This is a genomic window from Ectothiorhodospira haloalkaliphila ATCC 51935 (genome assembly GCF_000633935.1).
In the GTDB taxonomy this organism is placed as follows: Bacteria; Pseudomonadota; Gammaproteobacteria; order Ectothiorhodospirales; family Ectothiorhodospiraceae; genus Ectothiorhodospira; species Ectothiorhodospira haloalkaliphila.
Genome location: NZ_KK214998.1, coordinates 1,405,802 through 1,419,180, shown reverse-complemented (window position 1 = coordinate 1,419,180; position 13,379 = coordinate 1,405,802). Strand labels below are relative to the sequence as shown.

Here is a 13,379-nt window from a genome sequence, read left to right as displayed (position 1 = left end):
GTACCTTTCATCATCGGGGGTGCCTCACCACCGTGACGCATGAGAGTCAATGTTAATGTTCCACGTGGAACATCACGGGTGTCGCACCATCCATCCGGGGGGCAAGTCCACCGAAGTGTTATAATGCCCCCTTCATTTAAGTTCACTGCAGGCAAAGCATGACCGACCTTACGCCTCCCACCTACGACTCATCCAATATCAAGGTCCTCAAGGGCCTGGACGCGGTTCGCAAGCGCCCCGGGATGTACATCGGTGACACGGATGACGGCACCGGCCTGCATCACATGGTTTTCGAGGTGGTGGACAATGCCATCGACGAGGCCCTGGCTGGACACTGCCAGCAGATCGTGGTGACCGTTCATAGCGACGGTTCGGTCAGCGTGAGTGACGATGGTCGTGGTATTCCGGTGGACATCCATCCGGAAGAAGGTCGGTCCGCCGCCGAGGTCATCATGACCGTGCTCCATGCCGGCGGAAAATTCGATGACAACTCCTACAAAGTGTCCGGCGGTCTCCACGGCGTGGGTGTCTCCGTGGTGAATGCCCTGTCGGAGACCCTGGAGATGACCATCTACCGGGGCGGTCAGACGTTCCGCCAGACCTATCACATGGGCGTGCCGGAAGCCCCGCTCAAGCCGGTGAGCGAGACGCAGAAAACGGGCACACTGATCCGCTTCAAGCCCAGCCCCGAGGTGTTCGGTGACACCGAATTTCACTACGACATCCTCTCCCGCCGCCTGCGGGAACTGTCCTTCCTGAACTCGGGTGTGCGCATCGAGTTGGTGGACGAAAGGGACGAAGGCAAGCGGGATGTGTTCGAGTACCAGGGTGGGATACGGGCCTTTGTGGAACATCTGAATCGGAACAAGACCCCCCTGCACCCCAACGTGATCTACATGGACGCCGATCGTGATGGGCTGGGCGTGGAGATCGCCCTCCAGTGGAATGATTCCTATCAGGAAAACATCTTCTGCTACACCAACAATATTCCTCAGCGTGATGGCGGTACTCACCTGGCCGGATTTCGCTCTGCCCTCACCCGTACCCTGAACCAGTATATGGACACCGAAGGCCTGCTGAAGCGCCACAAGGTGAGTCCCACTGGAGATGACGCACGGGAAGGCCTCACCGCCGTCCTGTCCGTGAAGGTGCCCGATCCCAAGTTTTCCTCACAGACCAAGGACAAACTGGTCTCCTCGGAAGTGAAGGGTGTGGTGGAATCGGTCATGGCCGACGCGGTGCATAATTTCCTCCTGGAAAATCCCACCGAGGCCAAGATCATCACGGGCAAGATCACCGATGCCGCCAGGGCTCGGGAAGCGGCACGCAAGGCCCGGGACATGACCCGCCGCAAGGGGGCGCTGGATGTGGCCGGGCTGCCCGGAAAACTGGCCGACTGCCAGGAGAAGGACCCTGCCCTCTCCGAACTTTTCATTGTCGAGGGTGATTCAGCCGGTGGTTCCGCCAAACAGGGTCGCGATCGTCGTTCGCAGGCCATACTGCCTCTCAAGGGCAAGATCCTGAACGTGGAGAAGGCCCGGTTCGACAAGATGCTCTCTTCTGCCGAGGTGGGTACCCTGATCACCGCCCTGGGCTGCGGGATCGGCAAGGACGAGTTCGACCCGGACAAGCTGCGTTACCACCGCATCATCATCATGACAGACGCCGATGTGGACGGCTCTCACATCCGTACCCTGCTGCTGACCTTCTTTTACCGCCAGATGCCGGAGTTGGTGGCTCGGGGCCACATCTATATCGCCCAGCCGCCGCTTTACAAGATCAAGCGGGGCAAACAGGAACTCTACGTCAAGGATGAGCTGGAAATGACCAATCTACTGCTCAACCAGGCCCTGGATGGGGCCAAGCTGCTGGTCCATGAAAATGCCCCGCCCGTGAGTGGCGAGGCCCTTGAGGATCTGGCGCGACGCTACAACAGCGTCATGGCTGCGGTGGGCCGTCTGGGCCGGCGTTATGATCGACATCTGTTGGAGCGCATGGTGTTCTCCTCGCCCCTGGCCGATGAGCAGCGGGCCGACCGCGATCAACTGGAGGCCTGGTTCAATCACGTCATGGAGGGCCTGCAATCGGATTCGGCCGGAGCCACCCAGTACCGAATGGAAATCCACGACGACGACCGGGGTGGCTATCAGGTGCATGTGGTGCGCCTGATGCATGGTGCCGAGATTCGGGATGTCTTCGGTGCGGACTTTTTCGAGTCGGCAGAATTTCGTCTGTTGCGCAGCCTCGCAGAACGCCTGGATGGCCTGCTGGACGAGGGGGCCAGTATTCAGCGGGGCGAACGCCGTCATCCCGTGAGCAGCTTCCGACAGGTCATGGACTGGCTCATGGCCGAGGCTCGCCGTGGTCTGGCCGTGCAGCGTTACAAGGGTCTGGGTGAGATGAATCCCGAGCAGCTCTGGGAGACCACCATGAATGCCGAGACCCGTCGCTTGCTGCAGGTACAGGTGGAGGATGCGATCCGTGCCGATGAAGTCTTCACGACCCTCATGGGGGATCACGTGGAACCTCGACGGGAATTCATCGAGGCCAACGCCCTGACGGCGTCCAATCTGGATATCTGATTTCTCCCTGCCCTACCCTGATCGAGGCGATCATGGGTCGAAAACAGCCGATCCGCTGGGGGACATTCCGCGGCTGCCTGGGGCACAATGGTCTCCAGGCGGTTTCACTATCCGACAGAGGTCAATGTCATGGATATCGGCGGTTATGTCATGCTGGGCATCTTTTTCCTGATTGCCCTGTATTCGGTGCTCATCTACAACAACCTGGTGAACCTCAAGCACGCGGTTTCCAAGTCCTGGTCCAACATCGAGGTGCTGCTAAAACAGCGCTACGATGAGTTGCCCAAGCTGGTGGAGGTGTGCCGCCAGTACATGTCCTACGAGAAGGAAACCCTGGAGCGGGTCATGCGGGCCCGATCAGCCGTGAATGCCGCACAGCAGCGGGGCGATGTAAAATCCCTGGGCGAGGCCGAGGATGGCCTGCGCATTGGTCTGGGTAATCTATTTGCCGTGGCCGAGGCCTATCCGGATCTCAAGGCCGATGAGAGCTATCGCCACTTGCAGACCCGTATCAGCGGCCTGGAAAATGCCATTGCCGACCGGCGCGAGTATTACAATGAAAGCGTCAATCGCAACAACGTGCGCATCGAGCAATTCCCTGATCTGGTGATTGCCCACCTGTTTCGTTTCGGTCCCTTCGATCTCCTGGAGTTCTCCCGCCGCGAGACCCAGGATGTGGATGTGCGGGCCCTGTTCAATTGATCAAGGGTCGTCTTACCCGTGCTGGATCCTGGTGAATTCTGGCTCCTGGCAGGCCTGCTGGGAGCCCTTCTTTGCCTCTCACTGTTCGGTTTCATCCGTGGGGCCACGCGCAAGCGTCTGATTGCCGATACGCCCACCTCGCGGGTCCGTTCGGCCGCTCAGGGCTATGTTGAACTGATCGGCCAGGCCCGCCTCATGGAAGGCCCTCCCATCATTGCCCCCCTCACCGGCACCCACTGCGCCTGGTACTCCTATCGGATCGATCGACGCGACCGCACCGGCTCCGGGCGTCGATCGCGCCAGCGCTGGACCTGCGTGGATCAGGGAACCAGCACGGATCTGTTCTACCTGGTGGATGATACCGGCGAATGCGTGGTGGACCCGGAGGGGGCTCAGGTGGTCCACGTGCATCAGGACCGTTGGCATGGGGATTCACGCCGGCCGCTGGTAGGCCCGGGGGGCGGGGGCACCTTTCTGGGTGCCGGGCGTTATCGCTACACCGAAAACCGCCTGCATCTTGACGATGACCTCTATGCCATCGGTTATTTCCGCAGTCACGTCACAGGCGATGAAACCACCTTGAATACTGAGGTGGCGCAGATCCTGAGGGAATGGAAAAAAGATCCCGCGGCCCTCGCTCGCTTCGATGCCAATGGCGATGGCGAGATCTGCCTGGAGGAATGGGAGGCGGCCCGGCAGGCCGCCACCGATCAGGCGTTGATGCAGCGCGCCGAGCGCGCCATGGCGCCCGCCACGCATCTCCTGAGCCGCGGCCCCGACCGACGGCGCCCTTATATCCTCTCCGCGCTACCTGAGGATCAACTGGTGACCCGGTATCGCTGGATGGCTCGTCTGAGTGGTCTGGGTTTCCTGCTGTCGGTGGGTGGCCTTGCCTGGCTCTTTCTCGCGGGCTGAGATGTCGGTCGGAAGCCTCCTCCCGCCCATGGCAAAACCTGACCTCCGGCACTCCTGAGGGATCACGCGTCGAGTACGCCCAGGAGCGATTTCGCGTGTTACATTAATACCCTGACCTTATCGTGATCCGAGCCCTCATGAATAATCCCCTTTTGCAGATGAGCGGGTTACCCCCGTTTCCCGAGATCCTGCCGGAACACGTGGAGCCGGCACTGGACCAGGTGCTGGCGGAAAACCGCGAAGCCATGAACGCCCTGCTGGATCAGCCCGGGCCCTTCACCTGGGACAATCTCATCCATCCTCTCTCCCTGCTGGAAGACCGGCTCAACCGAATCTGGTCCCCGGTGCGCCATATGAATTCCGTGGTGAATTCCGAGTCTCTTCGTCAGGCTTACAATGCCTGCCTGCCCAAGCTCTCCGACTATGCCACCGAGATGGGCCAGAACATCCGCTTGTTTCAGGCCTATCAGAGCATTGCCGATGGCCCGGGCTTTACCGAGCTCTCCCCCACGCAGCAGCGGGTGATCACCAACGCCCTGCGGGATTTCCATCTCAGCGGCGTGGACCTTCAGGACGAACAGAAGGTCCGCTACAAGGAGATCGCTCAGGAGCTCTCCCAGCTGACCTCCCGGTTTGAGGAACACGTGCTTGATGCCACCCAGTCCTGGCAGCGTCACGTCCCTGAGGAGGGTTCCCTGGCAGGTCTGCCTGAGTCGGCCCTGGACATGTTGCGGCAGAACGCACAGCAGCGCTCCCTGGAGGGCTGCCTGATCACCCTGGAATTCCCCTCCTATTACGCCATCATGACCTTTGCTGACGACCGGGAACTGCGTCGGGAGGTGTACAGCGCCTATGTCACACGGGCCTCGGACGAAGGACCCCATGACCGCAAATTCGACAACTCCGAGGTGATGGAACGCATCCTGGCCCTGCGTGATGAGCAGGCCAGACTACTGGGGTACGACAACTACGCCCAACTCTCCCTGGCCACCAAGATGGCCGAATCCCCGCAGCAGGTGGTGGGTTTCCTCAACGATCTGGCCCAACGTGCCCGTCCCGCTGCGGTTCAGGAACTGGACGATCTGCGCAGGTTCGCCCGGGAACATCTGTCGCTGGAGGATCTGCAGGCCTGGGACCTGGCCTATGCCTCGGAAAAGCTGCGCCAGCATGCCTACAACCTCTCCCAGGAGGATCTCAAGCCTTATTTCCCGGTGGACCGTGTGTTGCAGGGGCTGTTTGACCTGGTGGAGCGGCTGTATCAGGTGCGCATCCGGCGGGAGAACGATGTCCCGGTGTGGCACGAGGATGTGCGCTTCTACGAGATCCAGGATCCGGATGGTACTCCTCGGGCACGCTTCTACCTGGACCTGTATGCGCGCAGCCACAAGCGCGGCGGCGCCTGGATGGACGAGTGTCTGAATCGACTGCGGGACGGCGATGACCTGCAGTTGCCGGTGGCCTACATGACCTGCAACTCCACCCCTCCCGTGGGTGGCAAGCCGGCCCTGTTCACCCATGACGAAGTGCTCACCCTCTTCCACGAATTCGGTCATGGCCTGCATCACATGCTCACCCGCGTGGACTGCCCGGATGTGGCCGGGATCAACGGTGTGGAATGGGATGCCGTGGAACTGCCCAGCCAGTTCATGGAAAACTGGTGCTGGGAGCGCGAGGCCCTGGACATGTTCGCCGCCCATCACGAGACTGGCGAGCCCCTGCCCCAGGAACTGTTCGACAAGCTCCTGGCCACCCGGCATTTCCAGGCCGCCATGCAGATGGTCCGGCAGCTGGAGTTCTCCCTGTTCGACATGCGCCTGCACGCGGAATACGATCCCGAGCGGGGTGGCCGCGTCCAGGAGATTCTGGACGAAGTCCGTGATCAGGTGGCGGTGATGAAGCCACCCGCCTTCAACCGATTCCAGCATGGCTTCTCGCATATCTTCGCCGGGGGTTACGCGGCGGGTTATTACAGCTACAAATGGGCCGAGGTGCTCTCCGCTGATGCCTTTGCCCGCTTCGAGGAGGAAGGCCTGTTCAACCCTGGTGTGGGTCACGCCTTTCTCACCGAGATCCTCGAGCAGGGTGGGTCCCGCCCTGCCCTGGAACTCTTCAAGGCCTTCCGGGGCCGGGAGCCGGACATCGAGGCCCTGCTGCGTCATTCGGGGCTGGCCGCGGCATGAGGATTGCCACCTGGAACGTCAATTCCCTGAAGGTGCGTCTGCCCCACGTCCTGGACTGGCTGGAGCAGCAGCGACCGGACGTGCTCGCCCTGCAGGAAACCAAACTCATCGACGAGGCCTTCCCCGTTGAAGCCCTGGCGGAAGCTGGCTATCAGGCCGTTTTTGCGGGTCAGAAGACCTACAATGGGGTGGCCCTGCTCTCAAAGACCCAGGCCATGGACCCGATGACCGACCCGCCCGGGGTGGAGAGCGTGGACCGGCGTATCATGGCCGCCACCGTGGATGGCGTCCGGGTGGTCAATCTCTATGTGGTCAATGGGTCCGAAGTGGGTTCGGACAAGTACGCCTACAAGCTGGAATGGCTGCATCGGGTCACGGCATTCTTGCGGGCCGAGCAGGCGCAACACGAGCATGTGGTGGTGCTGGGTGATTTCAACATCGCTCCGGAGGATCGGGATGTGTACGACCCCGAGGCATGGCACGAACGCATCCTGTGCTCCACCCCGGAGCGTGAGGCCCTCAAGGCGATCCTGGATATGGGCTTCGTGGATGTGTTCCGGCGATTCGAGCAGCCGGATCCCAGCTACAGTTGGTGGGACTACCGGGCCGCGCGCTTCCGTCGCAACCAGGGGCTGCGCATCGATCTGATCCTCGCCACGACGGCCCTGGCCGGGCAATGTACCGCCAGCATGATCGACACGGCGCCAAGAAAGCTGGAGCGCCCCTCCGATCACGCCCCCGTCGTTGCCGACTTCCACCTCTAGACCGGACCATCATGAAATATCGAGACCTGCGCGAGTTCATTCAGGGCCTGGAGGCCAGGGGCGAATTGAAACGCATCCAGACGCCGGTTGATCCGCGCCTGGAGATGACCGAGATCTGCGACCGCACCCTGCGGGCCGAGGGCCCTGCCCTGCTCTTCGAGAACCCTACCGGATACCGTATGCCGGTGCTGGGTAACCTCTTTGGCACCCCCCGGCGGGTGGCTCTGGGTATGGGGGAGGATTCCGTGGAGGCCCTGCGCGAGGTGGGCAAGCTGCTGGCGTTTCTCAAGGAACCGGATCCGCCCAAGGGTCTCAAGGAGGCCTGGAGCACCCTGCCCGTGTTCAAGAAAGTGCTGGACATGGCGCCCAAGAAGGTGCGTCACGGGGTGTGTCAGACCGTGGTCAAAAAGGGTGATGAGGTGGATCTGGGGGAATTGCCCGTACAGGTCTGCTGGCCGGGTGATGCCGGGCCGTTGATCACCTGGGGCCTGGTGGTCACGCGTGGCCCCCACAAGGAGCGTCAGAACATGGGGATCTATCGCCAACAGGTGATCGGTCGCAACCGGGTGATCATGCGCTGGCTCTCCCATCGGGGTGGCGCCCTGGATTTTCGGGAATGGCAACAGGCACATCCCGGCGAGCCCTTTCCGGTCTCGGTGGTGCTGGGGGCCGATCCCGCCACCATCCTGGGGGCCGTCACCCCGGTGCCCGATACCCTCTCCGAGCACGCCTTTGCGGGGCTGTTGCGAGGTTCGCGCACGGAACTCACCCGCTGCCTGGGCAACGATCTGCAGGTGCCGGCCACGGCCGAGATCATCCTCGAGGGTGTGATCCACCCGGAGGACATGGCACCCGAGGGGCCCTTTGGTGACCATACCGGGTACTACAACGAAGTGGACAGCTTCCCGGTGTTCACCGTGGAACGCATCACCCACCGGCCCGATCCCATTTACCACAGTACCTATACGGGCCGGCCACCGGACGAGCCGGCAATCCTGGGTGTGGCCCTCAACGAGGTCTTCGTGCCCATACTGCGCAAGCAGTTTCCGGAGATCGTGGATTTCTATCTGCCCCCCGAGGGCTGTTCCTATCGCCTGGCAGTGGTGAGCATTCGCAAGCAATATGCAGGTCACGCCAAGCGGGTGATGCTGGGGGTGTGGTCCTTCCTGCGCCAGTTCATGTATACAAAGTTCGTGATCATCGTCGATGATGATGTGAACGCGCGGGACTGGAAGGATGTGATCTGGGCCATGACCACCCGCATGGATCCGGGTCGTGATACGGTCACCATCGATAATACCCCCATTGATTATCTGGATTTTGCCTCCCCTGTGTCCGGCCTGGGCTCCAAGATGGGTTTCGATGCCACCAACAAGTGGCCGGGAGAGACTCAAAGGGAATGGGGCACGCCCATCGTCATGAGCGACGAGGTGAAACGACGCGTTGACGAGATCTGGGACGAGCTGGGCATCTAGCCGACGAGCGTGCTTTGCGGGTGTCGTGGTCTGCGGTAGATTGAGTTGAGTCAAACCCTACAGGCCTGACGGTATTGGCCGATACTTAACTCGCAGGGAGGCGCCGGGCAGGCGCCCCGTGTTCTTCTCATCACGGATCTCGCCATGACACAACGCATACTCCTCATGATCGGTCTGGTGGTTCTGGCCGGGTTGCTCGCACTGACCCTCGTCTGGCTATTGGGGCCCGGGCCGGGGGCAGCCATCCTGGCATCCATGCTGGCTACCGGCGGCGCCATCACGGTGATGGACCGACTGCACGTGGCACCCCGTGAGCAGGCCCTGGAAACACTTTACGCGCAGACCCTCTCCCGCCCCCCTGCCCCACTGACGGTCACGGAAGATCCGCGCAGCAAGGTCATCGCCCAGGCCCTGGAGAGGCAACGCAAGCTGGCGGGGCGCCTGGCCGATACCGGGTCCCGTATCGCTGTCTCTGCCGCCGAAGTGTCCCATGCGTCGGTCACCCTCAAGCAGCGGGTGCACTCCCAGGTCTCCACCGTCAACGGCATCGCCGATGCGTCCGGGCAGATCTCAGCCACGGTGCAGACCTCCGTGGAGAGTTCCGGGCAGGCTGCCGAGAGCGCCCGCCTGACCAACGAGGCCAGTCACGCCGGTCATGCCTGCGTGGAGGACGCCCTCAGTCACATGGAGGAGATGAAGGAACGCATGGAGCAGGCCTCCCAGCTCATGTCCCGTCTGGAAGGCCGCGCCGGAGAGATTCAGCGCATCACCGGGGTGATCAGCGGCATTGCCGAGCAGACCAATCTGCTGGCCTTGAACGCGGCCATCGAGGCCGCCCGTGCCGGCGAACAGGGCCGGGGTTTTGCGGTGGTGGCGGACGAGGTGCGCAGCCTGGCCAACCGAACCTCTCAGGCCACCGGTGAGATCGGCCAGATGGTCCAGGAGATCAACACGGAGACCCACCAGGCTGCCTCCACCATGCAGCAGTTGGTGGAGTCAGTGCAGGGCAGCGCCGACCGCACCGTGAAGGTGGACCAGCATCTCTCCGACATCCTCAACCACTCCGCCAATGCAGATAACTGCATCCAGACGGTGGTCAGTGGCGCCGAGCAGAATCACAATCATCTGGACGAGGTGACCCGGGCCATCCAGACCGTCAGCAGCCACCTGCGGGAGACCGAGGACGATGTGAGCCATCTGTCCTCCCAGGCGGAGCAACTGGCGGAGCGGGCGGAATTGATTTACGAGCTTCTGGGCGATGTGGGACTGGGGGGCCTGCACGATCAGGTGCGCCAGGAAGCCGAACAGGCTGCTGCTGCTGTCGGACACGCGTTCGAGGCGGCGGTGGACGCAGGCCGCATTCGCCTGGAGGATCTGTTCGACCGCAATTACAAGCCCATCCCGGATACCGATCCGGTGAAGCACAAGACCCGCTTCGACGATTTCACCGACAAGGTCCTACCAGCCATTCAGGAACCCATCCTGGAGCGCCATCGCTTTATCGCCTATGCCGGCGCCGTGGATGATCATGGTTATTTCCCCACCCATAACCGTCGCTATGCCAAGGCCCTGACCGGTGATTATGCCAAGGACCTGGCCAACAACCGCACCAAGCGGATCTTCAAGGACCGCACCGGCTCCCGCTGTGGCTCGCACCAGAAGCCCTATTTGCTGCAGACTTACAAGCGGGATACCGGGGAGATCATGCATGACCTCTCGGTGCCCATTTTCGTCAAGGGACGGCATTGGGGTGGTTTTCGTATCGGGTATCATGACCGGAGCGGCTGATCGCGCCGCCTGAATACACCGCCCGGTGCATGCCATGACATTCCCTGCCTATCCCTACAGCCTGCGGTCCGCCCTGCTGGGCTTCGTGCTGGCCCCCCTGCTGCTGATCGTGCTCCTGGCCGGATGGTCGGGGCTCACGAGTCTGGAAGCCCACATGGAAACGCGCATGCAGCAGGACATCGAACTGGTGGCCCGGGCCATCCACCTGCCGCTGAGTGATGCTCTGGCCCGCGGGGAGCGGGCCAATGTCCAGCAGGCCCTGGACTCTGCCTTTCGCATCGATCAGGTTTACGGTGCCTATGTCTACGACCACCAGGGTGAGCTGGTGGCTGCCAGTGGCCCGCGCAGTCCCTCCATGGATCGCCGTCGCGATGCTCGTCTTGCCACGGTGACTGGCACCCACGGGGCCTTTGACGACCGCAGTGGTCAGGAGATCTATTCCTTCTTCATGCCCCTGAGTGATGCGGGTGGCCGCATCAACGGGCTGCTCCAGGTCACCCGCCACGGCGGCGACTTCCACGAAGATCTCATGCAGGTGCGCTCCCGCGCCCTCATGGCCCTGGGGGTCCTCAGCCTGTTGTTCGTTGCGGTGGTCGTGCTGGGTCACCATCGAGCCGTAGGGCGCCATGTGAGCCGCCTGGTCAATGCCATGGCACGGGTGGGTCAGGGGGATCGTCAGTTGCGCGTGGCAGGTGCCGGGCCGCGGGAACTGCGTGTGCTGGCCGAGGCCATGAACCGGATGCTGGACAATATGGATCGTTCCAATGCTGAACTGGAGGCCCAGCGCCGCCATCAGGCCGCCCTGGAGGAACGCCTTCGCCAATCGGAAAAGCTGGCCGCCATCGGCCAGCTGGCGGCCGGGGTCGCCCATGAACTGGGTTCCCCCCTGGGGGTGATCAACGGGCAGGCGCAACGGGCCTTGCGACGTGTGGAGGCCGAAACCCCTCAGGCCCGGGCGCTGGCAGAGATCCGCCAGGAGGTGGGTCGCATGGATCGTATCGTGCGCCAGTTGATGGACTTTGGCCGAAGAAACCCCCCCCGTGTGCGTGATGAACCCGTGCGGCGTCTGGTCAGCGCTGCCCTCGCCCAGGTGGAGGATGAAGCACGGACCCGGGGAACCACTCTGCGTCTGGTCAATCAGGAGGATGGCCCGGTGATCCCCATGGATCGGGCGCGATTGGAACAGGCCCTGACGAATCTTTTGCGCAACGCCATCCAGGCCACGCCCGGCGGACAGGTCCAGGTGAGCTGGACATCGGCGCAAGGGCGTCTGGCACTGGTGGTGGAAGATGATGGGCCGGGCATCGACCCGGACCATCGCTCACGATTGTTTGAACCCTTCTTTACCACCAAGTCCGTGGGCAGCGGCACGGGTTTGGGACTGGCGGTGGCCCATGGTGCCGTCACGGAGCACCATGGCGAGATCCACGTGGAGGAAAGCCCCCTGGGTGGGGCACGGTTCGTGCTTCATCTACCCCTCAATGTCGTGGCAACCGAAGGCAATGATGACCCAGACCTCCAACAAAAACCCTGAGCAGATCCTGGTCGTGGAGGACGATGCCTCCCATCGTGAGCTGGTGGTGGAAGAGCTCAAGGATGCCGGCCTGGATGTGTTCGCCGTGGGCGATGCGGAGGCGGCCCGGGCGCATCTGGAAAGCGGGCATATCTCGCTGGTCCTCAGTGACCTGCGCCTGCCCGGGAACGATGGCCAGGACTTGCTCATACAGTCCCGTCGCCTGCCCATGCCGCCGTCGTTCATCATGCTCACCGCGTTTGGCACCATTGCCCAGGCGGTGGAGGCCCTCAAGCAGGGAGCCGACGATTTTCTCACCAAGCCAGTGGATCTGGATCATCTGGTCATCTCCGTGCGCCGTGCCCTGCGCACCCGCCGATTACAGGCCGAAGTGGCCCGCTACCGCGAGCTGCTGGAGGCGGATGATTTCCATGGCCTGATCGGCAGCAGCCCGGCCATGCAGGCCCTGTACGAAAATGTGCGTCGACTGGCACGTGCCTCCGGACCGGTGCTGGTCACCGGGGAGTCGGGCACCGGCAAGGAACTGGTGGCCCGGGCCATTCACGCCGAGAGTAATCGCGCCGGTGGCCCCTTCGTGGCCATCAACTGCGCGGGCATACCCGGCGAACTCATGGAAAGCGAGCTTTTTGGCCATGCCGCCGGGGCCTTCAGCGGGGCGCAGCAGGCGCGCCGAGGCCTCTTCGCCGAAGCCCATGGCGGCACCCTGTTGCTGGACGAGATCGGCGAGATGCCCATGGCCATGCAGGCAAAGCTGCTGCGCCTGCTTCAGGATGGTCGTGTGCGTCCGGTGGGCAGTAATCAGGAAAAGGAAGCCAATGTGCGCGTCGTGGCGGCCACCAACCGTGATCTTGGGCCCATGATTGCCGAGAATTGTTTCCGCGAGGACCTGTTTTATCGCCTGGAAACCTTCCGCCTGCATGTGCCGCCGCTGCGCGAACGGGGTGATGACATCGAACGCCTGGCGGCGCGTTTCCTGGCCCGTTTCGGAGCGGCCATGGATCGTCCTGTGGAAGGCATCACCCCCGAGGCCATGCGCGCTCTGCGCAGCTACTCATTCCCCGGCAACGTGCGGGAATTGACCAACCTCATCGAGCGGGCGGTCACCTTCTGTCGTGGCACCGAGATCCAGTTGGCGGATCTCCCTGAGCGGCTTGATGCTGCACGCACCGAATCAGGTGCCGGCGCCGCGGCCACCCAATTGTGGTCGGAGGAGGACACCCACATGCCTACCCTTCAGGAGATCGAGGATCGCTACATCCGTTGGGTGCTCGAACGCCTGGATGGCAACAAGCGCCAGGCGGCCAAGGTGCTGGGGATCGGTCGCCGCACGCTGTACCGGCGCCTGGGCGATGGCCCCCAGGATGACGAGGCGGACATGGACGCTCAGGCATCCCAGCGCACGTAGCATGGTGGCGCATGTGCCATCCTGACTCACCCTC

At 62.6% G+C, this 13,379-nt stretch carries 9 protein-coding genes; all 9 read left to right on the top strand.

What is annotated here, in order from left to right:
- The first annotated feature begins 158 nt into the window (after positions 1-158).
- The 9 genes from gyrB to ECTHA_RS0114400 all read left to right on the top strand — a co-directional run bounded on the left by gyrB (position 159) and on the right by ECTHA_RS0114400 (position 13,345).
- The gene (gyrB, locus tag ECTHA_RS0114440) at positions 159-2,582 is read left to right on the top strand and encodes a DNA topoisomerase (ATP-hydrolyzing) subunit B (RefSeq protein WP_025280163.1); all 2,424 of its coding nucleotides are present in this window, start codon (positions 159-161) and stop codon (positions 2,580-2,582) included.
- A 129-nt stretch (positions 2,583-2,711) separates the two neighbouring features.
- Positions 2,712-3,284 carry a LemA family protein gene (locus tag ECTHA_RS0114435; protein WP_025280164.1) on the top strand — a complete coding sequence of 191 codons (573 nt, stop codon included), beginning with the start codon at positions 2,712-2,714 and terminating at the stop codon, positions 3,282-3,284.
- Positions 3,285-3,302: 18 nt separating this feature from the next.
- Complete coding sequence (locus tag ECTHA_RS0114430; protein ID WP_051582662.1) at positions 3,303-4,199, top strand: GIDE domain-containing protein; 897 nt, start codon at positions 3,303-3,305, stop codon at positions 4,197-4,199.
- 137 nt (positions 4,200-4,336) lie between these two features.
- Positions 4,337-6,379 (top strand): oligopeptidase A, encoded by a 2,043-nt coding sequence (gene prlC, locus ECTHA_RS0114425; RefSeq protein ID WP_025280166.1) that lies wholly within the window; start codon positions 4,337-4,339, stop codon positions 6,377-6,379.
- The gene (xth, locus tag ECTHA_RS0114420) at positions 6,376-7,143 is read left to right on the top strand and encodes an exodeoxyribonuclease III (protein WP_025280167.1); all 768 of its coding nucleotides are present in this window, start codon (positions 6,376-6,378) and stop codon (positions 7,141-7,143) included. Before prlC ends, xth begins: the two co-directional genes overlap by 4 nt.
- A gap of 11 nt (positions 7,144-7,154) precedes the next feature.
- On the top strand, positions 7,155-8,618 hold the full coding sequence (ubiD, locus tag ECTHA_RS0114415; protein WP_025280168.1) for a 4-hydroxy-3-polyprenylbenzoate decarboxylase: 1,464 nt from the start codon (positions 7,155-7,157) through the stop codon (positions 8,616-8,618).
- A 144-nt stretch (positions 8,619-8,762) separates the two neighbouring features.
- Positions 8,763-10,406 carry a methyl-accepting chemotaxis protein gene (locus ECTHA_RS0114410; RefSeq protein WP_025280169.1) on the top strand — a complete coding sequence of 548 codons (1,644 nt, stop codon included), beginning with the start codon at positions 8,763-8,765 and terminating at the stop codon, positions 10,404-10,406.
- 34 nt (positions 10,407-10,440) lie between these two features.
- Complete coding sequence (locus ECTHA_RS18485; RefSeq protein WP_025280170.1) at positions 10,441-11,940, top strand: ATP-binding protein; 1,500 nt, start codon at positions 10,441-10,443, stop codon at positions 11,938-11,940.
- Entirely contained in the window at positions 11,912-13,345 is a 1,434-nt protein-coding gene (locus ECTHA_RS0114400) for a sigma-54-dependent transcriptional regulator (protein WP_026623835.1), read from the top strand. Before ECTHA_RS18485 ends, ECTHA_RS0114400 begins: the two co-directional genes overlap by 29 nt.
- Positions 13,346-13,379: the final 34 nt, after the last annotated feature.